Annotated in this window: 32 protein-coding genes; 14 read left to right on the top strand and 18 right to left on the bottom strand. The window is 41.1% G+C overall.

What is annotated here, in order from left to right; translation table 11 throughout:
• Window positions 1-328: 328 nt before the first annotated feature.
• From QT716_RS09730 to QT716_RS09715, 4 genes are all read left to right on the top strand, one after another.
• Window positions 329-1,072: a metal ABC transporter ATP-binding protein gene (locus QT716_RS09730; protein ID WP_317935851.1), complete on the top strand. Its 744-nt coding sequence runs from the start codon at window positions 329-331 to the stop codon at window positions 1,070-1,072.
• The gene (locus QT716_RS09725) at window positions 1,072-1,929 is read left to right on the top strand and encodes a metal ABC transporter permease (RefSeq protein WP_317935850.1); all 858 of its coding nucleotides are present in this window, start codon (window positions 1,072-1,074) and stop codon (window positions 1,927-1,929) included. Before QT716_RS09730 ends, QT716_RS09725 begins: the two co-directional genes overlap by 1 nt.
• An 81-nt stretch (window positions 1,930-2,010) precedes the next feature.
• Window positions 2,011-2,961, top strand: a complete 951-nt coding sequence (locus QT716_RS09720; RefSeq protein WP_317935849.1) for a metal ABC transporter solute-binding protein, Zn/Mn family — start codon at window positions 2,011-2,013, stop codon at window positions 2,959-2,961.
• Window positions 2,962-3,076: 115 nt separating this feature from the next.
• Window positions 3,077-3,691, top strand: a complete 615-nt coding sequence (locus tag QT716_RS09715) for a DUF3298 and DUF4163 domain-containing protein (RefSeq protein WP_317935848.1) — start codon at window positions 3,077-3,079, stop codon at window positions 3,689-3,691.
• A gap of 7 nt (window positions 3,692-3,698) precedes the next feature.
• Here the strand turns inward: QT716_RS09715 and QT716_RS09710 are convergent, their stop codons facing one another.
• Entirely contained in the window at window positions 3,699-4,256 is a 558-nt protein-coding gene (locus tag QT716_RS09710; protein ID WP_317935847.1) for a hypothetical protein, read from the bottom strand.
• A gap of 129 nt (window positions 4,257-4,385) precedes the next feature.
• Here QT716_RS09710 and QT716_RS09705 point away from each other — a divergent pair, with 129 nt between their 5' ends.
• Window positions 4,386-5,102, top strand: a complete 717-nt coding sequence (locus QT716_RS09705) for a metallophosphoesterase family protein (RefSeq protein WP_317935846.1) — start codon at window positions 4,386-4,388, stop codon at window positions 5,100-5,102.
• A gap of 48 nt (window positions 5,103-5,150) precedes the next feature.
• On the opposite strand, the gene QT716_RS09700 is transcribed toward QT716_RS09705, so the two are convergent.
• On the bottom strand, window positions 5,151-6,737 hold the full coding sequence (locus tag QT716_RS09700; RefSeq protein WP_317935845.1) for a BCCT family transporter: 1,587 nt from the start codon (window positions 6,735-6,737) through the stop codon (window positions 5,151-5,153).
• A 152-nt stretch (window positions 6,738-6,889) separates the two neighbouring features.
• Between QT716_RS09700 and QT716_RS09695 the strand changes: the two genes are divergently transcribed.
• The gene (locus QT716_RS09695; protein WP_317935844.1) at window positions 6,890-7,255 is read left to right on the top strand and encodes a hypothetical protein; all 366 of its coding nucleotides are present in this window, start codon (window positions 6,890-6,892) and stop codon (window positions 7,253-7,255) included.
• A gap of 2 nt (window positions 7,256-7,257) precedes the next feature.
• Here QT716_RS09695 and QT716_RS09690 read toward each other — a convergent pair whose 3' ends face one another.
• The 3 genes from QT716_RS09690 to QT716_RS09680 all read right to left on the bottom strand — a co-directional run bounded on the left by QT716_RS09690 (window position 7,258) and on the right by QT716_RS09680 (window position 8,869).
• Window positions 7,258-7,866, bottom strand: coding sequence for a YitT family protein (locus QT716_RS09690; RefSeq protein ID WP_317935843.1), 609 nt, complete (start codon window positions 7,864-7,866; stop codon window positions 7,258-7,260).
• Between the two features lie 139 nt (window positions 7,867-8,005).
• Window positions 8,006-8,323, bottom strand: a complete 318-nt coding sequence (locus QT716_RS09685; RefSeq protein WP_317935842.1) for a DUF4870 domain-containing protein — start codon at window positions 8,321-8,323, stop codon at window positions 8,006-8,008.
• Window positions 8,324-8,386: 63 nt separating this feature from the next.
• Entirely contained in the window at window positions 8,387-8,869 is a 483-nt protein-coding gene (locus tag QT716_RS09680; protein ID WP_317935841.1) for a PaaI family thioesterase, read from the bottom strand.
• 154 nt (window positions 8,870-9,023) lie between these two features.
• Here QT716_RS09680 and QT716_RS09675 point away from each other — a divergent pair, with 154 nt between their 5' ends.
• Window positions 9,024-9,470: a hypothetical protein gene (locus QT716_RS09675; RefSeq protein ID WP_317935840.1), complete on the top strand. Its 447-nt coding sequence runs from the start codon at window positions 9,024-9,026 to the stop codon at window positions 9,468-9,470.
• A 92-nt stretch (window positions 9,471-9,562) separates the two neighbouring features.
• Window positions 9,563-11,392 carry an oligoendopeptidase F gene (pepF, locus tag QT716_RS09670; protein WP_317935839.1) on the top strand — a complete coding sequence of 610 codons (1,830 nt, stop codon included), beginning with the start codon at window positions 9,563-9,565 and terminating at the stop codon, window positions 11,390-11,392.
• Between the two features lie 63 nt (window positions 11,393-11,455).
• Here pepF and QT716_RS09665 read toward each other — a convergent pair whose 3' ends face one another.
• The 3 genes from QT716_RS09665 to QT716_RS09655 all read right to left on the bottom strand — a co-directional run bounded on the left by QT716_RS09665 (window position 11,456) and on the right by QT716_RS09655 (window position 13,088).
• Window positions 11,456-11,896 (bottom strand): hypothetical protein, encoded by a 441-nt coding sequence (locus tag QT716_RS09665; protein WP_317935838.1) that lies wholly within the window; start codon window positions 11,894-11,896, stop codon window positions 11,456-11,458.
• Between the two features lie 10 nt (window positions 11,897-11,906).
• Window positions 11,907-12,236 carry an ASCH domain-containing protein gene (locus QT716_RS09660; protein ID WP_317935837.1) on the bottom strand — a complete coding sequence of 110 codons (330 nt, stop codon included), beginning with the start codon at window positions 12,234-12,236 and terminating at the stop codon, window positions 11,907-11,909.
• 75 nt (window positions 12,237-12,311) lie between these two features.
• Window positions 12,312-13,088: a FixH family protein gene (locus tag QT716_RS09655; RefSeq protein ID WP_317935836.1), complete on the bottom strand. Its 777-nt coding sequence runs from the start codon at window positions 13,086-13,088 to the stop codon at window positions 12,312-12,314.
• Window positions 13,089-13,264: 176 nt separating this feature from the next.
• Here QT716_RS09655 and QT716_RS09650 point away from each other — a divergent pair, with 176 nt between their 5' ends.
• The 6 genes from QT716_RS09650 (at window position 13,265) to QT716_RS09625 (ending at window position 17,160) form a co-directional block, all read left to right on the top strand.
• Window positions 13,265-13,936 carry a response regulator transcription factor gene (locus tag QT716_RS09650; protein ID WP_317935835.1) on the top strand — a complete coding sequence of 224 codons (672 nt, stop codon included), beginning with the start codon at window positions 13,265-13,267 and terminating at the stop codon, window positions 13,934-13,936.
• A gap of 4 nt (window positions 13,937-13,940) precedes the next feature.
• Window positions 13,941-15,341, top strand: coding sequence for a sensor histidine kinase (locus QT716_RS09645; protein ID WP_317935834.1), 1,401 nt, complete (start codon window positions 13,941-13,943; stop codon window positions 15,339-15,341).
• A 2-nt stretch (window positions 15,342-15,343) separates the two neighbouring features.
• Complete coding sequence (locus QT716_RS09640) at window positions 15,344-15,922, top strand: SCO family protein (RefSeq protein ID WP_317935833.1); 579 nt, start codon at window positions 15,344-15,346, stop codon at window positions 15,920-15,922.
• 10 nt (window positions 15,923-15,932) lie between these two features.
• Complete coding sequence (locus QT716_RS09635; protein ID WP_317935832.1) at window positions 15,933-16,232, top strand: hypothetical protein; 300 nt, start codon at window positions 15,933-15,935, stop codon at window positions 16,230-16,232.
• 133 nt (window positions 16,233-16,365) lie between these two features.
• On the top strand, window positions 16,366-16,689 hold the full coding sequence (locus QT716_RS09630) for a general stress protein (protein WP_317935831.1): 324 nt from the start codon (window positions 16,366-16,368) through the stop codon (window positions 16,687-16,689).
• 102 nt (window positions 16,690-16,791) lie between these two features.
• A complete protein-coding gene (locus tag QT716_RS09625) occupies window positions 16,792-17,160 on the top strand; it encodes a hypothetical protein (protein ID WP_317935830.1) in 369 nt (122 codons plus the stop codon).
• Window positions 17,161-17,223: 63 nt separating this feature from the next.
• On the opposite strand, the gene rlmN is transcribed toward QT716_RS09625, so the two are convergent.
• The 10 genes from rlmN to hisG form a co-directional block, all read right to left on the bottom strand.
• Window positions 17,224-18,288 (bottom strand): 23S rRNA (adenine(2503)-C(2))-methyltransferase RlmN, encoded by a 1,065-nt coding sequence (rlmN, locus tag QT716_RS09620; RefSeq protein WP_317935829.1) that lies wholly within the window; start codon window positions 18,286-18,288, stop codon window positions 17,224-17,226.
• Window positions 18,289-18,755: 467 nt separating this feature from the next.
• Window positions 18,756-18,947 (bottom strand): hypothetical protein, encoded by a 192-nt coding sequence (locus QT716_RS09615; RefSeq protein WP_317935828.1) that lies wholly within the window; start codon window positions 18,945-18,947, stop codon window positions 18,756-18,758.
• A 3-nt stretch (window positions 18,948-18,950) separates the two neighbouring features.
• A complete protein-coding gene (locus QT716_RS09610) occupies window positions 18,951-19,292 on the bottom strand; it encodes a zinc ribbon domain-containing protein YjdM (protein ID WP_317935826.1) in 342 nt (113 codons plus the stop codon).
• A 72-nt stretch (window positions 19,293-19,364) separates the two neighbouring features.
• On the bottom strand, window positions 19,365-20,450 hold the full coding sequence (hisC, locus tag QT716_RS09605; RefSeq protein ID WP_317935825.1) for a histidinol-phosphate transaminase: 1,086 nt from the start codon (window positions 20,448-20,450) through the stop codon (window positions 19,365-19,367).
• The gene (gene hisIE, locus QT716_RS09600) at window positions 20,447-21,076 is read right to left on the bottom strand and encodes a bifunctional phosphoribosyl-AMP cyclohydrolase/phosphoribosyl-ATP diphosphatase HisIE (protein ID WP_317935824.1); all 630 of its coding nucleotides are present in this window, start codon (window positions 21,074-21,076) and stop codon (window positions 20,447-20,449) included. Before hisIE ends, hisC begins: the two co-directional genes overlap by 4 nt.
• The gene (gene hisF / locus QT716_RS09595) at window positions 21,066-21,818 is read right to left on the bottom strand and encodes an imidazole glycerol phosphate synthase subunit HisF (RefSeq protein WP_317935823.1); all 753 of its coding nucleotides are present in this window, start codon (window positions 21,816-21,818) and stop codon (window positions 21,066-21,068) included. The genes hisIE and hisF overlap by 11 nt, the downstream gene beginning before the upstream one ends.
• Window positions 21,815-22,528 carry a 1-(5-phosphoribosyl)-5-[(5-phosphoribosylamino)methylideneamino]imidazole-4-carboxamide isomerase gene (gene hisA, locus QT716_RS09590; RefSeq protein ID WP_317935822.1) on the bottom strand — a complete coding sequence of 238 codons (714 nt, stop codon included), beginning with the start codon at window positions 22,526-22,528 and terminating at the stop codon, window positions 21,815-21,817. The genes hisF and hisA overlap by 4 nt, the downstream gene beginning before the upstream one ends.
• Before the next feature lie 26 nt (window positions 22,529-22,554).
• Window positions 22,555-23,136, bottom strand: a complete 582-nt coding sequence (hisB, locus tag QT716_RS09585; protein ID WP_317935821.1) for an imidazoleglycerol-phosphate dehydratase HisB — start codon at window positions 23,134-23,136, stop codon at window positions 22,555-22,557.
• The gene (hisD, locus tag QT716_RS09580) at window positions 23,096-24,409 is read right to left on the bottom strand and encodes a histidinol dehydrogenase (RefSeq protein WP_317935820.1); all 1,314 of its coding nucleotides are present in this window, start codon (window positions 24,407-24,409) and stop codon (window positions 23,096-23,098) included. Before hisD ends, hisB begins: the two co-directional genes overlap by 41 nt.
• Complete coding sequence (gene hisG, locus QT716_RS09575) at window positions 24,387-25,040, bottom strand: ATP phosphoribosyltransferase (RefSeq protein WP_317935819.1); 654 nt, start codon at window positions 25,038-25,040, stop codon at window positions 24,387-24,389. The genes hisD and hisG overlap by 23 nt, the downstream gene beginning before the upstream one ends.
• Window positions 25,041-25,043: the final 3 nt, after the last annotated feature.

Raw genomic sequence — 25,043 nt, 5'->3', positions numbered from 1 at the left:
GCCCTGCTGCGGTAGGATTTATCAATCAAACACTCTATTGAGTGCAGGATTACAACTTTTTCAAAGATATGAATCACTCAAAATAATCTATGTTTTTCTCTTTACACATAAGCATAGTTAGACTATACTATAAAAAGTTGCACAGGGGAAACTTAAAGTTGCATGAGGGAAACAATTTGTTGTATCCTATGAATAAGAACCCTTTCGTATGTGTGTGCATACAGTGAAGAAAATTATCTTAAATACTATCCATGTTTGAAAATGATGTTATATTACGTAAAAAGTTGCATGAAGGAAACTTTACTTTATCTATTCAGGAGGAATTATAATGACAGAATCAATTACTGCACGTGATATTTCTGTGTCTTATTCGGGCAAACAAGTTGTTCGAAATGTGTCCTTTACATTTGCACCCGGCAGTTTAATAGGAATTCTAGGCCCGAACGGCGCAGGTAAGTCGACATTAATGAAAGCAATGCTTGGCCTGATAAGAAAAGATAGCGGCACTACACAAATAGGTTCAAAACCAATCGATAAGGTACGCAAAATCATCGCCTATGTTCCCCAGCGTTCAAATATCGACTGGAACTTTCCTATTGTTGTAAAAGATACAGTGCTTCTTGGTACGTATCCTAAACTTGGATTGTTTCATAGACCGAGTAAGGCTGACAAAGCTTGGGCTATGGAATGTCTGAAACAAGTAGGAATGCAAGATTTTGCGGATCGTCAAATCGGTGAATTATCCGGCGGGCAGCAACAGCGTGTTTTCCTTGCAAGAGCTTTAGCACAAAAAGCAGATTACTTTTTTCTAGACGAACCGTTTGTCGGGATTGACGTTTCAAGTGAAGAAGTCATCATCGAGATTCTTAGAAAGCTAAAAGATGCAGGCAAAACAGTATTAGTCGTACACCACGACTTGTCTAAAGTGAAAAGTTATTTTGATGAATTGATCTTGATGAACAAAGAACTAATTGACGCAGGCCCGGTTGAACAAGTATTCCGTGAAAAAAATATGACACGTGCTTATGAACGGCCGATGACTATGTTTGATGATTTGGAGGTTCAAGTGTAATGGAGTTTTTTCATGATTTGATGAACTATGCATTTTTGCAAAAAGCATTTATCACATCCGTAATGGTGGGGATCATTTGCGGTGTGATTGGCAGTTTTATTGTTTTAAGGGGCATGGCGCTAATGGGCGATGCGATTTCCCACGCCGTTCTGCCGGGCGTTGCGATTTCCTACATGCTCAGCATCAACTATTTCTACGGAGCAGTGCTTACTGGCGTATTGACTGCGTTCGGTATTGGCGCAATCAGTCAGAACAGCCGTATTAAAAGTGACTCGGCTATCGGTATTGTTTTCTCTGCTTTCTTCGCATTGGGTATTATATTGATTACTAAAGCACGCAGTGCAACTGATTTGACGCAAATACTTTTCGGTAATGTATTGTCCGTCCGGGATTCCGATATGTGGATCACACTTGTAATTGGAGCCATTGTTATCGGGGTCGTCGTATTATTTTTCAAAGAGCTGCTTATTTCAAGTTTCGACGAAACCATGGCGGCTGCTTACGGCTTAAACACGAGGTTCATTCACTATGCGATTATGTTTTTATTGACACTAGTAACGGTCGCTTCTCTACAAACAGTTGGGGTTATTCTCGTAGTTTCAATGCTTATAACACCAGCTTCCGCAGCGTACTTGTTAACCAATCGGCTATCGACGATGGTTGTGCTGGCATCTTTCTTTGGAGCCTTATCTGCAGTTATCGGATTGTATTTCAGTTTCTTATACAACATGCCTTCAGGACCGGTCATTGCACTCGCAACAACAGCTATTTTCATTTTGGCGTTCTTATTTTCACCACAGCAAGGATTGATAACGCAACTGTTCAAATCCCGCGGAAAACATAACGCCGCTGCTTAACATGAAAAATGAGTACACTTCCCCTATTTCATCAGGCGGGATTACTATATTATTTTGAAACCAAAGGAGAAGATTTTGATTATGAAGAAGTTTGTAACTTGGATGGCATTGTCATTGATGGCAGTCTTCATGCTCGCAGCATGCGGAAAAGACGATGAAGCTGCATCCGCACCCGATGGGAAAGAAAAAATGAAAGTCATTACATCATTTACAATTATCGCTGACATGGCACGGCAAATTGGCGGTGACTATATTGAAGTTCATAACTTAGTACCATCTGGAACGGATCCTCATGAGTATGAACCACTTCCGAAAGATATCAAAGCCGCTACAGACGCTGACGTTTTGTTCTTTAACGGACTGAATTTAGAAGGCGGCGACAAAGGTTGGTTCAAAAAGATGACCGACTCCGTTCACCAAAAAGATGAAAACATCTTTAATCTTACAGAAAAAGTAACACCACAATACTTAACCGATGAAGACGGCCGTGAAGAAGAGATTAACCCTCACGCATTTATTGACCCAGGCGTTGGTGTTCAAATGGCTGAAAAAATTACAGAGGTATTGATCGACAAACATCCTACAGACAGTGAAAAAATACAAGAACGCGGAGAAGAGTATATTGCCCGTTTGAAAGAAATCGACAAAGATTATGAAGAGCGAATTAATGATATTCCAGAAGAAAACCGCACACTCGTTACAAGTGAACGCGCATTCCAGTACATGGCTTCCCACTATGGCCTTAAAGAAGCTTTCATCTGGGAGATTGACACAGAAGAAAACGGTTCACCTAAACAAATAAAAGACTTGGTACACTTTATACAAGAACATAAAGTTCCTGTATTGTTTGTAGAATCCAACGTCGATACACGCCCGATGGAAACAGTTTCTAAAGAAACAGGTGTCCCTATTGCAGAGAAGTTCATCTATTCCGATGAAATAGGTGATCCTGGTGAAGAAATTGATACGTATGTAAAGTACTTAAATTACAACATCGATCTGATTCACGATGAACTTAGTAAGAAACAGTAAATCTACGTGAAAAGACGGGATACGCTCAACAGCGTATCCCGTCTTTTTTAATATACAGAATGCATCGGAAAACGAGCCAAAGCATACGATACTACATCGAAGAAAGGATGACGTTTTGAAAAATATTCCGGTTTTAATTACCACACGCCAATTACCAAACCCATCCCCCGCTATTTCAATTGTATTCCCAGAAGTACATCTTCCACACTTGCCTGTGATTCAACATAGCATCAACACACAAATCCAAAACGCGTTGAACCAGCTGTTAATCGACCAAAACTACTATGATCCGAAATTAGTCGAACTCACTGTCTATTATGAAATCAAGACAAACGAACGGAATTTATTAAGTCTTACACTCGTCGCCTATTCTTTTGCAGGTGGAGCTCATGGCATGACCGTTGTGAGAGCTTTGACGTTTGACACGTTCACTGGTAAGAAATATTCACTTTATGACCTAATGGGCTCGCAAGACTTTGAAAAGCCGATATCTGATCACATCAGAAAAAAGATTGCTGATTGGGATGTGGAACTCCTCGATCCGCCATTTGCTGAAATTAGAAAAGACCAAGACTTCTATCTAGCTGACTCTTCTCTCGTCATCTACTTCCAATTATATGAAATCACTGCGTATGTTTGGGGGTTTCCGTACTTTCCGATTTCATTAAAAGATATCGAGCGCCTGATTCCCGGAAACAGTCCCCTCCAACGTTTCGTCCCTTTCTTATAATACGAAGTTAGTTGCGTTTAGATCGAATTATCCATGAGCCTATAAAGATAATACCAAGTACGCCAATTCCTATTGCCACTACCCACAATCTCTTAGAATTAGAATCTTCTTCAGAAGGTGTACTTGCTTTTGTCTCGGTAAACTCTTTTTGCCCAGCACCCAGCACTTTTAAATCTTCTGATGCATTGAGTTCTGTTGCTGTGCGGCTGCAAAACGAACTCGTCAAAATCGGATCACCAGTATCTTCACTCGACTTATTTGCATAGAAAAGATATTTCTCACCGGTGTCGATAGTCAGTCCACAATCCGCACTGTTGAACCCGGTATAGACAGTAAGTGTTTTCGACTCTACCCCTTTCCAAGATTCTTTGACTTCAATTGTCACTTCCCGATTGGATACTAGTTCTTTAATTGAAGTGACAGTTCCTAGGAAAACGGCATCCGATTGGTCAACTGCTTCTGATACAGGGGGTGCTTCGATGCACGAACACGCTTTCACTTCATTACTTGGAACCATCATTCCCATCAATAAAAACATCGAAAGAAATAGTGTTATTCTATTCATCTCTTCCGCCTCCTCCATTTAACTAAATCAGACGTCCCAATTACCTTTTCGTTACAATTATCTGAAATTGATTTATCGATATAGATGACGTAGTCTTAAATTAGACATCCAGACGAAAGGAAGAGAGATATGAGACGTACACTAGTCATTAGTGACATCCACGGAGAACTCCAAATGCTGAATGACCTATTGAATAAAGCAAATTACAATGCAGAATCAGATCGACTTTTTTTGCTCGGAGATTACATAGACCGGGGACCCGATTCCAAAGCAACGCTCGATAGAGTCATGGGATTGGTGGATGGTGGTGCAATAGCACTTAGAGGCAATCATGAAGATATGATGGTTAAATCATTAGTGGATGGCAATGAACGATCATGGCGAAATTGGACAGGCCGTAACGGCGGGGATTGTACATTGAAGAGCTATGGCTTTCGTCCTGAATCCTTTTTGTTCTCGGACGAAGAAGAATTCATCAAACCTTCTTTGCACTCCGAAAAGCTGGATCAACATTTAACCTTCGTTCAACAGCTTCCTTATTATATTGAAGAAGAAGAAACGATTTTCATTCATGCGGGTGTAAAACCCGGAACTCCATTGGAAGAAACGGATCCATATGACCTAATTTGGATACGTGACGACTTCCATAATAATTATGACTGGACAAAGACAGTGATTTTCGGTCATACACCAACAAGCGGATTGCACAACGATGAGAATAATCACAGTATTTTTCACGGCGCTAACTCGATTATTGGAATTGATGGCGGTGCAGTATTCGGCGGCCAACTAAATTGCCTGATCCTTCCTGAAAAGCAAGAACTATATGTGAAGTCTTCAAGTTAAAAAGGAAGCTATGAGTTGTTATTGAACTCATAACTTCCTTTTTTAACGTTATTTCTTTTTCTTCTTACGTTCCTTCTCGAGCCTACGCTCTTTTTTCTTATTATATTCGGCTTCGACCCGTTCAAAACGACGCACATCTCGCGGCCGAACTGTAATCGGTTCTTTTTTGAGCATTTTCACCATTGCAAACAGCATGATGATTAAAAACACTCCAAACGGCAATGCAGAAACTAAGGAGGCGGATTGCAATGCTTCTAAACCACCTGCTTTTAGCAAGACAGCTGCAATACCTGACATTAGTACTCCCCATGTCATTTTTACAGCCATTGGCGGCAATAGACTGCCTTTAGTTGTCATACTAGCCAAAATGTAAGTAGCGGAGTCTGCAGATGTAATCAGGAAAGTGAATATAAGAACAATTGCTAAGAGTGTCAGCAATCCAGTAAAGGGCATATGTTGAAACGTTTCAAAAAGTGCTGAAGTTACATCTTGGTTCACAACTTCTGCAATGTTTGTCCCGTTTTTCAAATCACTATAAAGTGCAGTTCCGCCTAATGTAGCAACCCACATACAGGCGAAAACAGGAGGGATCACCATAACTCCGACGATGAACTCCCGAATGGTTCTGCCTTTAGATACACGGGCTACAAACGCTCCAACGAATGGAGACCAAGCAATTGTCCAAGCCCAATAGAAAATGGTCCATTTCTGTACCCAAGTTCCTTCTCCGTATGGCTGCAAACGCAAACTATATTGAATGAAGTTCGTTATATAATCACCGATTGCTAATGTAAAGCTGTCTAATATGAAGACTTTCGGACCTACGATGAAAAAGAATGCGAGAAGAGCAATTGCTAAGCCCAAGTTGAAATTTCCTAAATAACGGATTCCTTTATTTAAACCAGTTGAAGCGGATAGCATGTAGGCAACAAACACAACAGCAATAATGGCAAACTGGATGACAAATGTATTTTTAATGTCAAAAGCGTATTCCAATCCTCCGCTCATTTGCAGTACACCAAGACCAAGTGAAGTTGCGATCCCCATGACTGTAGCAATAACTGCTAACGAATCTATACCGCCCTTTAAGTATTTGTTTGAACCGACAACAGGTTCTAAAGCAGTTGAAATGAGACCGTCTTTCTTTTTTCTAAACTGTAAAAATGCAATAACGAGTCCAACTAAACCAAAAATAGCCCATTGTGAAATGCCCCAATGGAAAAACGAATACCCCATTGCCAATCTTGCGGCTTCTTCTGTACCCGGTTTTATGCCCGAAACAGGTGCATTGATATAGTGACTCATCGGCTCGGCAACACCATAGAATACTAGTCCCACTCCAAAGCCGGCAGAAAATAACATACCTATCCAAGTAAAGAACGGAAAGTCCGGCCGCTCATCATCTCCTCCAAGACGAATTGCGCCATATTTACTAAGTGCGAGACCAATCAAGAAAACGATCAAAGCAAATACAATAAGCAAATAAAACCAACCGAAGCTCCGAGTTGTAAAATCATATAATCTATCTGCTACGTACCCAAATTTGACCGGCATGATTGCTCCTAATAATACTAAAACAAAAATAACTGCAGCTGATATTACAAACACTGGGTTTTTCCAAAACTTCCTCTCCAACGGCAACGACTCCTATAAGTTTATATTTTTTCTAATACCCTGATTTTTATCTGGATAACATTCACTTTATAAAAACACAGTTTTTAAACATCCTGACAGTGATTAAACAATCCTCAATGCGGATACAATTCATATGTAAAGGACGTGACTTTATGACAGCTTCTGATGAAATTGCTTTAACACTGTACTTGCCTATTATGCTTTTTCTTATTGTGATTGAGATTGTTTTAGGGGCTTACGAAAGTTCAGAAGGATATTGGAATAAAAAACTAGCGGCAGGTAAGCTATTGCTTAACATGAGCTGGACATGTACATTATTTCCCCTATTGCTCGATACCGCATTATTCCAGCGTATGATTGAAGCGCTATATGAAGGTCGTCCTGACACAGCTTCACCTTTAAATGAGGAAGGACTATCTCTGCTGTCCGTTGTTCTAGTTATTTCGCTCTTTATCGTCAATACAGTAGATGTCTATCAAAGTTATCAAACTGCTGAAAAAGCAGCACAGAAGGATTAAATCTACTGCAATACACGCTTCGACTGAATAGTGGTTTTTCGAAAGACGATTACACTGATTGCGAGACCAACACACAATACAGTAACTAGTGATAAAAGTAATGAAACTTCGGTGATCAGTGAGCTACCTATCATAACAATCATAATATCAAATAGCAAAATGATCAGCCCGGAATTCGTTTTCAATCCTTTTGCTACGAGCTGTGCAAGTAAATCCGTGCCGCCAATACTTATTCCATACGACATCATAATTCCGGTCCCAATCCCAATGAGTAATCCACCAATTGCAGCGCTAGTCAGAGGAGCTATATGCAGCTGAAAAGCAATCTCCCGAAGCGGTGCCATCATATCAATGACAATGGCAGAAATGAGCATTCCGTGAATTCCATTGTAGAAAAACGGCCGATGTGTCAGCCAAGCCAATAAGAAAATAGGAATACTTATCAGAAGGAATGTCAGGCCCACTTTAGTTCCCATTACATAGTGAACTATCAAGCTGATTCCCAGCGCGCCTCCTTCCATTAACCCGTGTGGAACTAAAAATCCGTTTAAGCCAATTGCAAGCAGCAATGTCCCTACTAATAACACCCAAACTCTTTGAACGATACCCACTTTTCAACACCGCCTCACAACATTCTGCTATCACTATATGGCAGAATCGCCCGAGACTTTCAATAAATTGATAAAAACCTTTCGAGAGTGCCCTAAGACGCTTAGAAAGGTTTTTATCATTAAGTTTCTATTCAGGTTATCAGAACCAGCGTCCAACAATTGGATAACTATATGGCTCATCTTGCAGGGTTTTCACAATCGCAATTATTGGAATCACGATTGTCATGATGATGAATATCGCCAAAAATGGTAAGCCGATCAGTATAACTGAAAAAATTGTTGATAGTACAATTAATGCCCCCATCACTAGTTGAAATAACAGCGCTTGTATGGAAAGACGTTTCACTTGAACGTCCATTTCTACAAATAATGTTAATAGAAAAACTAGAACAGGTACTAAAAATGGAGCAAAGAACGCGCTCGCATGGATAAGAATTTTTAATCCTTTAGTCTCCATCAGTTTACACCCTCTCAATATATCTTACCTAGTATACGAGAGGGTGTTATGAAAAGTTTCACATTACTTAGCTCCAAAAGATGCAGGCATAACGACTGCTACAACTTCTCCTGTTGCACAGCGTTCTCCATCTGCCAGCACTTCAACAGTGACTTTGAACTTTTTAGGATGAACTTCCTCGATTGTCCCGATTGCTTTTAACAGAGTTCCTTGAGGAGTAGGCTTTACATAATTCACTGATAAGGAAGCGGTTACGAATCGAGGCGGAAGTTCTTCACTATCGGGTTCGTATCCATTTTTCCTGTGAAGAGCAAGCGCTGCAGATCCAGTCCCGTGACAATCTATCAGAGAAGCTATAATCCCCCCATAGACAAATCCGGGAATTGCTGTATGGTCAGGCTCCGGTTCATAATATGTAACTGTTTGGTCCCCATCCCATCCAGTTTTGAATTGATGCCCCTTTTTGTTTAATCTTCCACATCCATAACACCATGAAAAGTCGTCAGGATAACGATCTTGTATTGCACTTTTCACTTTAGTTTCCATTCGAATTCCCCCTTTGCTGATTTCCTTCCCAGTATATCATAGAAATTAAAAGACTTTTTAGACAGGCCATCGCATACATTAATGTCGGAATGCAATAACACGTGTACTTCAAGTTGCGTATAGTACATTAACGAACATTTAGGAGGTCGACACAATGAAAATGCGAGGTTTTCTATTATTATTACTTTTAATTGGCGGAGCATACGCAATGCTTCAGTCAATCAATGAATACACGAGCAAAGGTTTTCATGAAGTGCTGCATGTACCTGAAAACCAAATCGAGCAACTTATTTTTACTAAGCCATCGGCGACTAGCACAGATCCACCTGCCTGGATGACAACGGATAGAGAGCAAATTGCCATGCTACTGGAATTTTTAAATGACTATGAGTTAAAGAAAAGAGATTCTCAAGAATACCTGGACGACTTAAACTTCAATCAATTTACAATAAGTCTCGAAGATAGTGAACATAATTTAATTACTATAATGATTGAAGACAATTTCGTTGTTACTCATACAGGCGAACAATATACAGTACTTGATGGCCCGCTTGACGTGGATTGGATGGTGAATTTCATCTTGTTAAGCCATTCCTCATAATTAATAGATTTTCCCTACTAATCTTTGTACATTTTAAGTGATTTGTTTTATACTGGAAACAGTTCGGAATTCGAAATAAAGGAGAGAGCCTATTGGTTAAACAACTGCCTAAACGTTCAGAAGTACCTACAGAAGAAACTTGGAATTTGAAAGATTTGTTCGCTACAGAGGAAGACTATACTTCTGCGTTAGAATCCTTACAAAAAGAAGTAACAGCTTTCGAAAAAAAGTATCAAGGAACTATTAAAACAGCTGAACAAGTAGTAGCAGTACTGAAAGATTATGAAGCAATCTACTTACAGCTCATCCCGCTTGGAACGTATACAAATCTGGCTTCCAGCGTCGATCAGACCGATGACGAAGCCCAAATGCGAGACAGTCAGTTTGGATCGATTTCTGCTAAAATCGGCAGTCAGCTCTCCTTTGTAACTAGTGAGCTGCTCGATCTTTCGGAAGAAGTCCTTCAACAAGCTATGGAGCAATCCGAAGAATATAGCCATTACTTAAAAGAACTTATCCGTGAAAAACAATATCGTCTTCATCCTGAAGTTGAAAAAGCATTGGCTGCCTATTCTTCTGCGTTCGACGCGCCGTACGGATTGTATAACACAACAAAAATGGTGGATATGAACTTTGAAGACTTCACCGTTGACGGTAAAGCATATCCCCTAAGTTATGTATCATTTGAAGGAGACTGGGAGTCTGAGCCAGACACGAAAAAAAGGCGTGCTGCTTTTGATGCATTTTCATCAAAATTACGCGAGTATCAGCATACAACGGCTAAAACATTTGATTCCCACTTACAAATCGAAAAAATCACATCGGACTTACGCGGTTATGACAGCGTGATTGATTACTTATTGTTCAATCAGGAAGTCGATCAGTCGATGTATCATCGTCAAATCGATTTAATTACTGAAGAATTGGCACCGCATATGCGCAAGTATGCAAAGCTTCTTCAAGATGTTTACGGACTGGAAAAAATAACGTTTGCGGATTTGAAAGCCCCGTTAGATGCATCCTATGAACCTAAAATCACTGTTGAAGAATCCAAGAAATATATTAATGATGCACTTGCAATTATGGGTCCTGACTATTTAGATATGGTAAAACGTTCGTATGATGAACGCTGGACTGATTTTGCACAAAACAAAGGTAAAGCAACAGGCGCCTTTTGCGCTAGCCCTTACGGAACCCATCCTTATATCTTAATTTCATGGACGGGCAGCATGGAAGACGTCTTTGTCCTTGCACACGAACTTGGACACGCAGGTCATTTCTATAACGCCCACAAGAAACAGAATGCATTTAACTCACGTCCATCTACGTATTTCGTCGAAGCACCATCTACGATGAATGAAATGCTTGTAGCTAACCATCTTCTTTCAAATTCGGAAGATTTGAAGTTTAAGCGTTGGGTTATTTCTTCAATCATTTCACGTACGTATTATCACAACTTCGTTACCCATTTACTAGAAGCTGCTTATCAGCGTAAAGTATATGAGAAAATTGACGCAGGCGGAAGTGTAAACGCATCGATTTTGAACGAACTGAAGCGAAGCGTTCTGGAAGATTTCTGGGGTGATACAGTGGAGATCAACGAAGGCGCAGAGCTCACATGGATGCGTCAGCCGCATTACTACATGGGTCTATATCCATATACGTATAGTGCAGGTCTAACAATTTCAACGGAAGTTGCGAAGCGCGTACTTGATGAAGGACAACCTGCAGTAGATGATTGGATAAAAGTATTACAAGCGGGCGGGACAAAAACACCTGCTGAACTCGCTCAAATGGCGGGAGTCGATATTACAACCGAAGAACCGCTGCGTAATACAATTGCTTATATCGGAAGCTTAATAGACCAGCTAGTCGAGTTAACAGAACAGATTAACGCAGAAGCACAACTAACAAATTCATAAGCAGTACAAAAAAGCAGAGGTGGTCGCCTCTGCTTTTTGTATGTATATTTTCAAGTTTTCCATTTACCAAAATGCCGGTTTTGCTACCATAAGGTAGAGCATCACTAACAGTAACCCGATGTAACGCCTCGATGTTTTTGTTAGTTTTTCTAGTAACTCTTCCCGATTCTCGGGTTCCGTCACAAATCGATTAAGAACTTTCGAAAAACCGCTTGCAAGGAATACGATCGATAACATCATAACACCAAGCGTTACTATGACCCACGAAGTATACCATGGCCACGGCCCAATTAAAATCAAGATAACACCAGTAACAACGAGAACATGTCCCGCATGCATTACAAATCGGGTAGTCCACTTAAATAATGAAAGCAGACTACTCTGTTCCAGTGAACTCGCATTGCGAATCCGAGAAATAATCGGAAACAGCAAAAATAGCGGTCCTACTGAAGCAACTGCTGACAGCACATGAAGGTAGACGATGATGGTATAGAACAAGCCCATCCCAGATCCATCAATTCTTTACGGGAGTAAACTCATGCACCCATACTTTCATTGTTGGTATCCATTTCATTCCTACATGCATATCAAGAATAGATTTTTTATAGGCATCCAGGTTTTCAAACCCTTCAGCTTTAGCGTTTTCTTCAGTCACTTCACCAAGTGATTGCTGATAAAGCGCTTCTACTTTAAATTGCTTTCCTTCAAGTTCCATAACCTCACCAGGATAAGCGTAAATTCCATTTCTTCTTGTAGCTGACTTTGTGCCTTCTAACACTTTTTTCACATCTTCTGGAACTGTTACAAGCCGTTCAACTGAACACGTTTTTTCTGGATATTCCATTTAAAAACCCCTCGTTTCTTTAGACTATTTCTATTATAAGGGGTTTAGTATGAAATATCGACATCGAACGCTCTTTTATTCTGAAATTGTCAGTTCATGAGATTCGTGTTCGTGTAATCCTTCGTCATCTTCAACGTGAACTGTGACAGTTGCTTTTCCGATGGCGTCCACTGTCAATTCACCGGTATACTCGCCCGGTTTTTCCTCTGAAAGCTTCACCCATTGCGCTGCATCAGATTTATCGTTCACAACAACTTCCAAACGGACGCGTGCTCCTTCAAGCGGCTGATCATCTTGCTGCAGATGAACCATCATCATTGCCGGCTCATTGGCCTTTACAGCATCCGGTTCCATGAAGTGCATAGAAAAGCCTTCAGTTGCGTGTTCACCGTGGTGATCCCCATGACCTGATTCATGACCTGCTTCTCCTGTTTCTTCAGCTGCACCTTCACCAATTGTAATTTCTTTCATAGGCATTGTGTGCATATCCCGAGCAGTTACGTGTACTTGCACGTGAAACAGCCCGTCATGTTCGAAAGTCGCTTCGGCTTCGTACAAACCGTCTGTATTTTGTTCAGATTTAACCATCCAGCTATCTTCTTTCTTTCCTTCTTCCCAAATTTCATACTCTACGTCATCTGCGTCTGCAACTTTCTCATCCCCTTGGGTAACTGCGGCTGACAAATGAACTGCTTCGCCGGCTTCCCCGCTTTCAGGGACAGTCAGATCGACAGAAATTGGGACGACCATTTCTTCTTCTGCACTGGAGTTTGCATCGGTATCTTCCTGGCCACATCCTGTTGCTAATAATGCGATGAGTGCTGTACTCGCTGCCAAATATCTCTTCTTCATTTCCAATTCGCTCCTTTTTGCTTAACGCTTTGCAATCTTTCAAGTATTATTACTGTATGAGTCCCATTCTACAAAGTAAATTAGAAGGAAGTATGAAGTCTGCAAACTTCATGTAATGTTCATTCTTTTTTGAGAAAATTACCATACTTAATGATTGATGAAATGGGGAAAACAATATGATTGCATATACAATAATGGTCATAGACGATGAAGCTGAAATGAGGAAGTTGATTCGAACATTTTTGGAAAAGGAAGGGTATCGGGTCATTGAAGCAACAGATGGTGTACACGCCCTCTCCCTTCTACACGAAGTGCGTGTTGACTTATGTTTAGTCGATGTCATGATGCCCTACATGGATGGATTCCTTTTTGCTCAAGAAGTCAAAAGAACGATTGACATTCCTATCATCTTTTTATCGGCCAAAGGAGAAGAATGGGACAAAATTAAAGGACTTAAACACGGTGATGACTATATTGTGAAACCTTTTTTGCCTGGCGAACTAATAGCACGCGTCGCTTCCGTATTGCGCAGATCTTATCAACGCCAAGAAGTGCATAACGCTTTATCGTACGGACCGCTTGAAATCGATAAAGAAGCGCATCGCGCAACAGTAAATGGTAAGGCATTGTCCCTTACATTAAAAGAGTTCGGCATTTTGTACGTTCTTGCCAAACATTCTGGAAGAGTTTACTCACGCGATGAGCTTCTTCAAATCGTGTGGGGAGATGAACACGACAGCAGTGTAAGAACCGTGGATACTCATATAAAAACATTGCGTTTGAAACTAGGAGACGAAGGTCAAAAAATAGAAACTGTCTGGGGCATCGGCTATAAGTTCGAGGTGTAAACAATTGAAACTGACATTAAGTAAAAAAATCTTATCGTTGTTTTTTTTAAGCCTCGCCTTTACGATATTATTTTCATTTTTTTTCATCCACTTTCTATACTCCAAGTTGTATTTAGAAAGTATTGAGGAATCGATTGTATACCAAGGAAAACGGACTGCTGCGCATTATCACTTCGGCGAACTTAGTGAGGACATTATCGAAAAAATCCAATGGTACAATGTCGTCTCTGAATACGAAATTGTGGTAGTGGACCAATTAGACGACTTATCCTCCTACTTCCCCTATCAAGTGAATTACGAAAATCTAGTGGACAGTTCTGATCGTAAAATATTGGATAAAGGTTCTTACGTTGTAAAAAAAGGATACGTCGAAGAGTTCAATCGGGAGATTCTCGGTGCCATTTTTCCGATTCGCGGAAAAGATTCACTCATAGGTTTTATCTACATTTATGTTCCACTGGCTGCGATTCAAGATGTATTTAAAGAAAGTCTTCCTTTGCTCATTGCTGCAGGTGCTGGCTTTTTCATTATCCTTTTCTTGCTTATTAATCGGGTTTGGAGTTCCCTGTTCAGTCCATTAAGAAAGCTGCAAGGTCTTGCTGCTAATGTATCTCACGGTGACTTTTCAGGCAGGGTCGAGACAACCCGTTCTGACGAAATCGGGGAACTTGCCGTTGCTTTTAATACAATGAGTTCCTCATTGGAAGCCCAGGAAGAAAGGAAACGGGAGTTCACAAGTAATCTCGCACACGAAATGCGAACCCCCCTTACGTACATTAGCGGATATACGCATGCCTTAAAACAAATTTCAGACGACAATGATTCAGATGCAGCGAACTATTTAAATACCATTGAAAAAGAAACAGCCCGTTTAAGTAAGCTGATTAATGATTTGACTGATTTAAATCATCTTCAAGAAGGTTTGTTCACAGTAGAAAGAGAGCCCATTGTCGTTGCCCAACTGTTAGTCGATACAATCGACCTGTTCCGTATCCATTTGGCTGCCCGATCCATTCAATTACACCTGGATATCGAGGAGGACCTCATTATTCTTGGTGATCCTAATCGGATACAACAGGTTTTTTATAATACGATTGATAACGCTGTTAAGTACGTATCAGATGGGGGTGCGATTCAAATTGGATTGCATGAAATTGCAGCTGTCGTCCGTTACGAAGTTCAAAATGAAGGGCTGACTATTTCTAAAGAAGATCTGAGCCGCATGGGCGAACGTTTCTTCCGCACTGACAAAGCAAGAACACGGACGACAGGCGGAACTGGTCTTGGATTGTCTATCGTTAAGGAAATCGTTCGCTTACATGACGGAGTATTCACCATGGACAGCGATCCAACATCCGGTACAATCGTAACAATCGATTTGCCGATGTTCACTGAGGAGGAGTAATTATGAAAGTAATTCGATTCGTCGTCCTATTTGCCTCAGTCATCGCTTTGCTTTCTGCCTGCTCATCACCAAAGACTCCTGAACGGGAGATAGCCTCCTTCACTTTTCTGGATCAACAAGGAGATGCGTTCGGACTTAGTCAATTGGAAGATACCGTTTGGATAGCGGATTTCATTTTTACTAATTGTGAAACTGTTTGTCCTCCCATGACGTCAGAGATGGCAGCACTTCAAGAAGAGTTTAAGAAGAATGATTTGGATGTCCAGTTTGTATCGTTTACCGCAGATCCGGATATAGATACTCCGGAAATATTACAGACTTATGCAGCTCAATACACGGATGATCAAAGCAATTGGCATTTTCTTACGGGCTATTCAAAACAAGAAATCACCACATTTGCCCGTGAAAACTTCCAAACGATCATCCAGAAGCCTGAAGCATCCGACCAAGTCATACATGGCACTAATTTTTATTTGATCGCTAAAGATGGAAAACTGGTTAGTGAATTTAATTATGTAGATGAAGATTACGTACATGATTTATTGAAAACAGTGAAACAATATACTAAACAAAAAAACTAGGAGGGATTCTTTGTCGCAAGACATACTCGCAACGTTGACGTATACCGTTTCGCAAAAGACTGTAGGATGGATTGACCAAACAATCTCCACAAATGACTGTCAACTAACGTTACATGAAACAGTGATTCACTCACAACATTATTCGTTTCCAATCGACGCTGTACTCGATTGTTCATATAAGCCCTTCTCAGATGGATCCGGTTTGTTTTATCTGCACACAAACCAAGGGGTACGCTCTTTTCATGTCAATATGGATCCTTCGTTTTTCTTGAAAGCATATCAGCGTTTAAAAGGTGATCTGTACCTTTAATAGATCCCTCCGTTATAGTAACTGTACATGGTTTTGTCATTACTTTGAATAAGATTGTTTAAATTCAATCGAATGATGGTATACAAACACTAGAGCAGTTAAGAGTTACTAAAATTACTTGGAGGGATTCATAATGGTAGAAAAATTTTATGTTGAAAACGCAGTACAAGCAAAAGAGAAAGTTGAAGAACTCGTAACAAAAGGCTATACACATGATGACATTTACATCTTTGCCCATGATAAAAAACGCGGCTCTGATATCAACGATGCATTGGATACAGAAGAAGCAGGTATGAAAGAACAAGGCTTCCTCGATTCCATGAAAAATATGTTCAGCTCTCGTGGAGACGAACTCCGCAGTAAAATGCACGGTGCTGGTCTGACTGAAGACGACGCAGCTGCTGCAGAGAGCGAACTCGACAAAGGGAAACTTGTTGTCATTGCAAACAAAAACTAATTCAATGATCCTAGCACAGCCTCGTTCACGAGGTTGTGCTTTTTTGTTGTGCAGAACATGCTGTTTTTCGGTATGATGGTGGATGGAAAGCAGGTGCATGTCATGGATCGTCACTTAGGGAAAATTGGTTTATTTACAGGATTGTCCACGCTCGTTCTTTTCATCGTTGGGATTCGGACAATTGGTGGTTATGAACTGGGTTGGAAAAACTATTTAGCTTTCTCTGTATTCGGTTTAACAGTCGGACTCATTGCACTGTTACTGTTGCATTATAAATTGCGACTTGCCTTTTGGTTCTTCATGGCAGGCATGGTGATAAGTTTTGAAGAGTTCTTCCGCAGTATTCTTATGATTGGAGGAGAACTTGGTCAATCCCTCGCAATTCTTTCTGTTTATATCTTCTCTTCCTTTAGTTTAGGTATAGGATTGATTGTTCAATTCATCATTATTCTTATAAAGAAGAATCAATAAAACGTTAAAAAAGGCAGAACAGGAAATCTAGAGGATTTCCTGTTCTGCCTTTTCTTTATGAAATTAAACAGCTTTTTCTTTTTTAATCTGCTTACTGCGCAACTGCCCGCAAGCTGCATCGATATCCGTACCTTGTTCCATACGCACACCACAGTTAATGCCGCGTCGTTTAAGCGTTTCGTAGAACTTCTTAATATTGACCGGCTCACTTCTCGTATACTGGTCATGCTCATCCACTGGATTGTAAGGAATCAAGTTCACATAAGACAAGTGACGCTTATTGTGCAAGAGTTTTGCAAGCTGCTCTGCTTCTTCTACATGGTCATTCACATTATTCAACAGAATGTACTCAAATGTAATCCGACGGTTCGTCGTTTCCAAATAGTAATCAATCGCATCCACTAGCTTTTCAATCGGATATGCACGATTAATCTTCATGATTCGTGTACGTAATTCGTTGTTTGGAGCATGTAAGGATACCGCAAGATTAACTTGAAGATTTTCGTTTGCGAAATCACGAATCTTTGGTGTCAGGCCGCTTGTTGAAACTGTAATATGACGAGCTCCGATTGAGAGTCCTTTTTGGTCATTCACGACACGTAAAAAGTCCATCAAATTATCGTAGTTATCGAACGGCTCCCCAATACCCATTACAACGATGTGGCTTACACGCTCTTCATTTCCTTTTGTATCCAAGTGATGTTGAACATTCATGATCTGTTCCACAATTTCTCCAGCATTCAAGTCACGATTCTTCTTCAACAAGCCGCTTGCGCAGAAACTGCATCCGATGTTACAGCCGACTTGTGTCGTTACGCATACAGAGTGTCCATAAGGGAATGTCATAAGAACCGTTTCTATTAAGTTCCCATCTTGCATTTTGAAAAGGAACTTAATCGTGCCATCTTCTGATTCTTGTTTAACTGCTTGCTCGAGCGATTGAATGACATAGTGCTCTTCCATTAGCTCGATACAGTCTGAGTTAATATTCTTCATGTCCGAAAACTGTGTTACGCGTTTCTTATATAACCAATCCCAAATTTGTTCAGCACGGAATTTACGTTGTCCATTGTCGATCAGCCATGTCGTAAGCTGTTCAAATGTTAGACCATATATTGATTTTTTCATTAGACATCCTCATTTCAGATAATACTTTTCATCCGTCCATTGTACAGGATAGTTACAATAGAAACAACTGCTTTGCAAGTTGACAGACAAGGATGTGATCTGCGTTAAAGAACGAATCGGTTATTCCTAACCTTTCTTGAAGTTAATGAAAACCTATTCATCAGTTCTTTGTCGCGTTCTTTTTCCTTATTCTGACCCATTCAGTTACAACAAGTCCGATCATAATGTAAGCTACCATCAACCATCTATATTCCCGGACATTCAGGGGCGGGGTAAACTGATACAGCACAAAAGCAATAATTATTCCAATCACCAAAAACGGTATACGAAACAGTATCTTTTTCTTCATTTTACCACCTTTCTTTCATCCATATAATTACCTATTCCTTCCTGCTGACATATTAAACAGTTACAATCTGTGTCTTCATAAAAAAAGACGCTCTTTGACAAGAGCGGTCGATTTTAGTTTATTTTATATTTTGGTTGGTCTTTTTTTCAATATTGAGTTTCGCAAAAAATGCAACGAGGTTTAACACGGCAATGACTGCCAACAAAATCCCGACTCCTGTGTGGCCGTCTGAATAACGGTTCCAGGCAAAATAACCGAGCAGAACTGCGAAAATGATGTCTACCGTTTTGGAATTAAATAGTTTCATCATCCGTTACACCTTCTTCACGAATTCAGATTTTAACTTCATCGCACCAAAACCAGTAATTTTACAATCAATATTATGGTCTCCATCTACTAATCGAATTCCTTTTACCTTTGTACCGATTTTCAATACAGACGAACTTCCTTTAACTTTCAAATCTTTAATAACTGTTACCGTATCTCCATCTTGTAATGGATTGCCGTTCACGTCTTTAACATTCAATGATTCTGTTTGAATTAGTCCTTCGCCTTCTGTCCATTCATACGCACACTCCGGGCATACTAGTTGCAGACCGTCTTCATATGTATAAGGCGATCCACACTGAGGACAATTTGGCAGCTGTTCTGTCATGATTTTTCCCCCATTCACTGTCTGTTTCCACTATACCAAACAAAGTGAAGCGGCGGAGAACAATTTACTGCATTAATATGCCGTATTTTTGTCAGTCCACGCATCGACAGTCTTAAACAATTGCTGGGCTAACTGTTCCATTTCGGCATCTGTTCCAATCGTAACCCTCAGCCACCGCTCGGTTTCAGGCTGAGAGAAATGCCGAACCAAAATATGATGCTCTTTTAATAATTCATATAACTGTACAGCCGGAACTTTTGGGTGATGAACGAATAAGAAGTTGGCGGATGAAGGTAAAACTGTAAAACCTATGGATTCAAATACTTTCTTAAATCGTTCCCGTGTATCGATTATCCGTTGTATCGTCTCAGTAAAGTACAGCTCATCTTCTATTGATGCCTCTGCAGCGGTTAACGCTAATCGATCAATCGTATAGGAGTTAAAAGAATTTTTCACCCGAGTCAATGCTTCAATCATCAGTTCAGACCCAATTGCATATCCAATTCGCAATCCGGCTAATGAACGGGATTTTGACATCGTACGTGTAATCAGCACATTATCATAGCGTGAAAGCAGGGAAATCGCGGTCTCTCCGCCAAAATCGATGTATGCCTCATCAATAATAACGGGACGGCCTGGATTCTCTTGAATGATGCGTTCAACGGATTGAAGGGGCAATGCAATACCGGTAGGTGCGTTTGGATTCGGGAAAATCACGCCTCCAGCTGATTGATAAAACGCTTCTTCATTCATTGTAAAGTCTTTTCCCATTGGAACCTCGTCGTATTGAATATCAAACAATGCTGCATATGTGGGGTAAAAAGAATACGTAACGCTTGGAAACAGTATCGATTTCCCCGGGGTAAAGAAGGCCATAAAAGAAAGTGCCAAAACTTCGTCAGATCCATTGCCTACAAACACTTCCGCTGCAGATACCTTATGGTACTCACCCAAAGCATTTCTCAGCTTTTCAGGGTCTGACTCCGGGTATTTGCGTAAGTCTGCTGTGAGGGCTTTCTGCAATGCTTCAACTACGCGCGGACTGGGTGGATAAGGATTTTCGTTTGTGTTTAGTTTAATCGTATCTATTGTATTTATTTGTTCTCCTGCTTTATATGGTTTCGTCCGTCGAGCCATGTCACTCCAAAGTTCAGTCACTGAATTCCCTCCTCTTGCAGGCGACGGGACTTCAGCACGTCTTTAACTCGTTCAATCGGCAGTCCCAACTCTTCCATTAGGACAAGAATGTGATACGTTAGATCTGCAAGTTCGTTTGCTGTTTCATCTAAGTCATTGTTTTTCGCTCCGATGACAACCTCGGTTGTTTCTTCCCCTACTTTCTTCAGAATTTTATCGATTCCTTCACGGAACAGATAGGTCGTATACGCTCCGTCTTGCGGACTTTGCTTTCTTTTTTCGATTTGCTTTGCAACTTCTTGAACAATCGTACGCTGCCGCCGCAGGTCGTCATTGGATTCCCTAGTGAAACATGTCGCTGTCCCTAAATGACAAGCAGGACCTGCTGACTCCACTTGAATAAGAATCGTATCCTGGTCACAATCTATATCCAGCTGTTTAACAGTTTGACGGTTTCCTGAAGTCGCTCCTTTGTTCCAAAGCTCTTTCCGCGACCTGCTAAAAAACCAAGTTTCACCTGTTTCGATTGTTTTCTGCAAAGATTCCTCGTTCATGTATGCAAGCATCAGGACGTCACCCGTTCGAACGTCTTGCACAATTGCAGGAACTAATCCTTCTTCGTTAAATCGCACGTTGTTACTGTTCATTCGACACACTCCTAACCGCCTGTTTCAAGTCAGGTATAGAAACAAGGCCAAAGTGTAATACAGAAGCTACGAGTGCTGCTTGCGCTCCAGTTTTCTCAAACACTTCACGGATGTCATCAGCGCTTCCAGCGCCTCCGCTCGCTACCACTGGGATCGCTACAGCATCTGAAACTGCTTGAGTCAGTTCAAGATTATAGCCATTTCGCATTCCATCTTCGTCAATACAGTTCAAAACAATTTCTCCAGCTCCTAATTGTTCTCCTTTTTTTGCCCATTCTATCGCGTCCATCCCTGTATCTTCAAGTCCTGCTTTTGCAAAGACAGTCCATTTCTCTCTAGCCGTTCCACTCACATCCATTGAAAGTATGATTCTGCTCGCGCCATATCTTTCTGACGCTTCTTCGATAAGATTCGGATTTTTTAGTGCTCCGCTATTTATGGATACTTTGTCTGCACCTGCTTCAATAGCAAGTTCGACATCGGACAGGCTTTGGATGCCGCCACCCACTATGAAAGGGATCTCAATATCTTCAGCGATTTGGCGAATCAAGTCTAAAAACATTCCCCGCTGCTGGACAGAAGCGGAGATATCATAAAATACTAATTCATCAGCGCCTTCAGCCTCATATTTCTTCGCTAGCTCCAATGGATCGGCTAACTCTTTTACATCTTGAAACTTCTTTCCTTTAACGACACGTCGGTTATCTATATCCAAACACGCAATAATTTTTTTGTTAGTCATTTTATTCCCTCCATCATTTCCTCGAATCGTGTTTCGTTTTCATAGATTGCTTTTCCAACGATAGCGCCGTAAAGTTCTTCTGTTAGCAACCTTTCAATATCCTTTACTGTAGTCACTCCGCCTGAAGCGATTACGTCCATATTCGTATTTTGCTGAAGTTGTTGAAGTTCTTGGAAGTTCGGACCAGAAAGCATACCGTCTTTCGCAATATCTGTGTAAATAATCGTCGCGACACCTGCATCTTCCAATCTTTTAACTAACGTCGTAACATCTAAGTCCGAGTCTTCTGTCCACCCCGCTATCGTGGGCTTCCCATTTTTTGCATCTACAGAAACGGCGATTTTCCTTCCATACCTCGCTACAGCCTTCGCTAGTAACTCAGGGTCATTTATAGCCGATGTACCTAGAATAACGCGTGCCACTCCATTCTCTAAATAATCCTCTATTGCTTCAAATGATCGAATACCTCCACCTACTTGAACGGGGATCTGAAGAGTGGATACAAGTTCAATAATCGCATCCCGATTTTTTGATTGACCCGCCTTAGCCCCATCCAAGTCAACAACATGGAGCCAAACAGCCCCTTGGTCGCTCCATTTCTTTCCTACTTCGAGCGGCGACTCATTGTAAATGGTCTCTTGTGCAAAATCTCCTTGTACTAACCGCACACATTTCCCATTTTGAATATCGATTGCTGGAAACAAAATCATGTAATTCCTCCCCCTTCATTGAATGATTACAATGTTCCTTTAGTCGATGGAATACCTTGACGATTGTTCTTCGCTACAGCGATTCGAATAGCGCGCCCAAACCCTTTAAAGATAGATTCCAATATATGATGACTATTTCTTCCATAGTGTAAATTGATATGCAGAGTCACACCTGCATGTCTAGTAAATGCCAGAAAGAACTCTTCTGCGAGTTCCGTATCGAATACACCAATCTTATCCTTCAGTCCATCGACATTGTAAACAAGAAAGGATCTTCCGCTAATATCCAATGATACAGCAGACAGTGCTTCATCCATCGGGACGGTAACAGATGCATACCGTTCAATACTTTCCTTGTTTCCAAGACACTCTTTAAATGCAGTACCAAGTGCAATCCCCACGTCTTCTACACTGTGATGCTGATCGGTTTCCAAGTCCCCGTTGCATGATGCCTGCAAATCGAGATTGCCATGCATCGTCATAAGAACCAGCATATGGTCAAAAAAGCCGACTCCTGTTTCAATTTCACTTTTTCCAGAACCATCCAAAGTCAACTGAAGTGAAATATCAGTCTCCGCTGTTTTTCGTGTAATTGTCGAGACCCTCATTTGTATACCCCTTTCTTCTTACTTGAATGGCTTGAGCGTGACCCGTTAGCTGCTCTGATTGTGCAAGTTCTATAATTGCCTCTCCTACCCGTTCAAGTGCTTGTTCGTTATATCGGATAATGCTCGTTTTTTTCATGAAATCGTAAACACCCAGCGGGGATGAAAACTTGGCTGTCCCACTTGTAGGTAACGTGTGATTAGGCCCTGCCATATAATCCCCAAGCGCTTCTGGTGAATAGGCTCCAATGAAAATGGCTCCTGCATGATGAATATCTTGCAGCCTTTTTTCAGGTTCGGATGTCATAATTTCCAAATGCTCGGGCGCTAGCTCATTAATAATTCCAATTGCTTCATCATCTGATTCAACGACCGCTATCCAGCCATTTCCGGTAATCGACTTCCGGGCAATATCTTTTCTATCCATTTTTTCAAGTTGTGTAAACACTTCTTTAGACAACGCTTCGGCATAGTCAACTGTAGGAACGATACAACAGGCAGTTGCATCTTCATCGTGTTCCGCTTGTGCAAGTAAGTCTGCTGCGACAAAGGCTAGATTCGATTGCTCATCTGCCCATATACAAACTTCACTTGGGCCAGCAATCATATCAATTGAGACATCTCCAAAGACCAGTTTCTTGGCACATGCTACATAAGCATTACCAGGCCCAGTTATTTTGTGCACAGCTTGAATGGACTCCGTTCCATAGGCTAGTGCTGCGATTGCTTGAGCTCCGCCAACTTTGTAAATTTCGTCTACCCCGCAAAGATTTGCCGCAACAAGTACAGCGGCATTAACACTTCCACCTGTTTCAGGTGGTGTTGTTAATACAATTCGTTCTACTCCCGCTAGTTTTGCTGGGATTGCATTCATCAATACGGTGGATGGATACGATGCTTTTCCGCCAGGTATGTAAATTCCTGCAGATGCTAGCGGCCGGATTTGTTGCCCTAAAAGAACTCCGGATTCTGGTTCAAACTTCCAGCTCTCTTCTTTCTGGCGAAAGTGAAAACGTTGTATACGCTCAAGAGCATCTCGTAAAGCTTGAAGCAGAGAAGAAGAAACTTTTCCATAAGCATCTGATATCTCTTGTTCAGATACACGAAGTTCCTGCAGTTCCACGCCGTCAAACTTTTTCGTCATTGCTATCAGCTCAGCATCTTTGTTCGATTTAACTCGTTCTATAATCGCCTTCACTGTAGGTTCAACTGTCGATACTGTACTCCTTCGAGCAATTCTTTGTTCGATTAGTTCACGTTTGGTAAGAATCTTCACGGCGCTCCTTCACTCCTTTCTTCAATAGTTCAATACACGTTTGAACTTCTTCCGTTCGTGTTGCATAGCTTGCTTTGTTTGCAATCACGCGTGTACTGACTTTTGCAATTTCTTTCAATACGACGAGTCCGTTATCGCGAAGTGTGGAACCCGTTTCAACAATATCGACGATGACTTCAGAAAGGCCCACAATTGGCGCAAGTTCAATTGAACCGTTCAAGCGGCTTATATCAGTTCGAATTCCTGCTTTATCAAAATACTCTTTTGTAATTGCTGGATACTTGGTTGCAACTGTTAAATACTTCGCATCATCCGGAAAACTGCCAGGAAACCCCGCAACAACGAGCTGGCATTTTCCGAATCCTAGATCTTGCAGCTCATAGACGTCTTTACCATCTTCCATTATGGTATCTTTTCCGACGATTCCAATATCTGCAGCCCCTTTCTCCACATAGGTCGGGACATCTGCAGCTTTAACAAATAACAATTGGAAAGAACCATCGATACTCGTAATTACCAATTTTCGTTCATCATACAGCGTATCCGGAAAAGCGATACCGCCTTCCGACAAAAGCGCTCTTGCTTTTTCGGCAATCCTTCCCTTTGCGACCGCTAGTTTCATAGGCTCCATGAG

Source organism: Sporosarcina aquimarina (assembly GCF_033253705.1).
Lineage (GTDB): Bacteria > Bacillota > Bacilli > Bacillales_A > Planococcaceae > Sporosarcina > Sporosarcina aquimarina.
This window is presented reverse-complemented; position numbering and strand designations above follow the sequence as displayed.

Excerpts from the sequence above, each read along its gene's own strand:
- hisIE (WP_317935824.1), bottom strand. The coding sequence starts at position 21,076 with ATGAACAGTAACAACGTGCGATTTAACGAAGAAGGATTAGTTCCTGCA.
- QT716_RS09695 (WP_317935844.1), top strand. The coding sequence starts at position 6,890 with ATGACAGCTTCTGATGAAATTGCTTTAACACTGTACTTGCCTATTATG.
- hisA (WP_317935822.1), bottom strand. The coding sequence starts at position 22,528 with ATGATTTTGTTTCCAGCAATCGATATTCAAAATGGGAAATGTGTGCGG.
- rlmN (WP_317935829.1), bottom strand. The coding sequence starts at position 18,288 with ATGAAAAAATCAATATATGGTCTAACATTTGAACAGCTTACGACATGG.
- QT716_RS09675 (WP_317935840.1), top strand. The coding sequence starts at position 9,024 with ATGAAAATGCGAGGTTTTCTATTATTATTACTTTTAATTGGCGGAGCA.
- QT716_RS09685 (WP_317935842.1), bottom strand. The coding sequence starts at position 8,323 with ATGGAGACTAAAGGATTAAAAATTCTTATCCATGCGAGCGCGTTCTTT.
- hisG (WP_317935819.1), bottom strand. The coding sequence starts at position 25,040 with ATGGAGCCTATGAAACTAGCGGTCGCAAAGGGAAGGATTGCCGAAAAA.
- QT716_RS09615 (WP_317935828.1), bottom strand. The coding sequence starts at position 18,947 with ATGATGAAACTATTTAATTCCAAAACGGTAGACATCATTTTCGCAGTT.
- QT716_RS09630 (WP_317935831.1), top strand. The coding sequence starts at position 16,366 with ATGGTAGAAAAATTTTATGTTGAAAACGCAGTACAAGCAAAAGAGAAA.
- QT716_RS09725 (WP_317935850.1), top strand. The coding sequence starts at position 1,072 with ATGGAGTTTTTTCATGATTTGATGAACTATGCATTTTTGCAAAAAGCA.
- QT716_RS09665 (WP_317935838.1), bottom strand. The coding sequence starts at position 11,896 with ATGGGCTTGTTCTATACCATCATCGTCTACCTTCATGTGCTGTCAGCA.
- QT716_RS09720 (WP_317935849.1), top strand. The coding sequence starts at position 2,011 with ATGAAGAAGTTTGTAACTTGGATGGCATTGTCATTGATGGCAGTCTTC.
- QT716_RS09710 (WP_317935847.1), bottom strand. The coding sequence starts at position 4,256 with ATGAATAGAATAACACTATTTCTTTCGATGTTTTTATTGATGGGAATG.
- QT716_RS09705 (WP_317935846.1), top strand. The coding sequence starts at position 4,386 with ATGAGACGTACACTAGTCATTAGTGACATCCACGGAGAACTCCAAATG.
- QT716_RS09650 (WP_317935835.1), top strand. The coding sequence starts at position 13,265 with ATGATTGCATATACAATAATGGTCATAGACGATGAAGCTGAAATGAGG.
- hisB (WP_317935821.1), bottom strand. The coding sequence starts at position 23,136 with ATGAGGGTCTCGACAATTACACGAAAAACAGCGGAGACTGATATTTCA.
- QT716_RS09655 (WP_317935836.1), bottom strand. The coding sequence starts at position 13,088 with ATGAAGAAGAGATATTTGGCAGCGAGTACAGCACTCATCGCATTATTA.
- QT716_RS09625 (WP_317935830.1), top strand. The coding sequence starts at position 16,792 with ATGGATCGTCACTTAGGGAAAATTGGTTTATTTACAGGATTGTCCACG.
- QT716_RS09680 (WP_317935841.1), bottom strand. The coding sequence starts at position 8,869 with ATGGAAACTAAAGTGAAAAGTGCAATACAAGATCGTTATCCTGACGAC.
- QT716_RS09610 (WP_317935826.1), bottom strand. The coding sequence starts at position 19,292 with ATGACAGAACAGCTGCCAAATTGTCCTCAGTGTGGATCGCCTTATACA.
- QT716_RS09660 (WP_317935837.1), bottom strand. The coding sequence starts at position 12,236 with ATGGAATATCCAGAAAAAACGTGTTCAGTTGAACGGCTTGTAACAGTT.
- QT716_RS09730 (WP_317935851.1), top strand. The coding sequence starts at position 329 with ATGACAGAATCAATTACTGCACGTGATATTTCTGTGTCTTATTCGGGC.
- hisF (WP_317935823.1), bottom strand. The coding sequence starts at position 21,818 with ATGACTAACAAAAAAATTATTGCGTGTTTGGATATAGATAACCGACGT.
- QT716_RS09640 (WP_317935833.1), top strand. The coding sequence starts at position 15,344 with ATGAAAGTAATTCGATTCGTCGTCCTATTTGCCTCAGTCATCGCTTTG.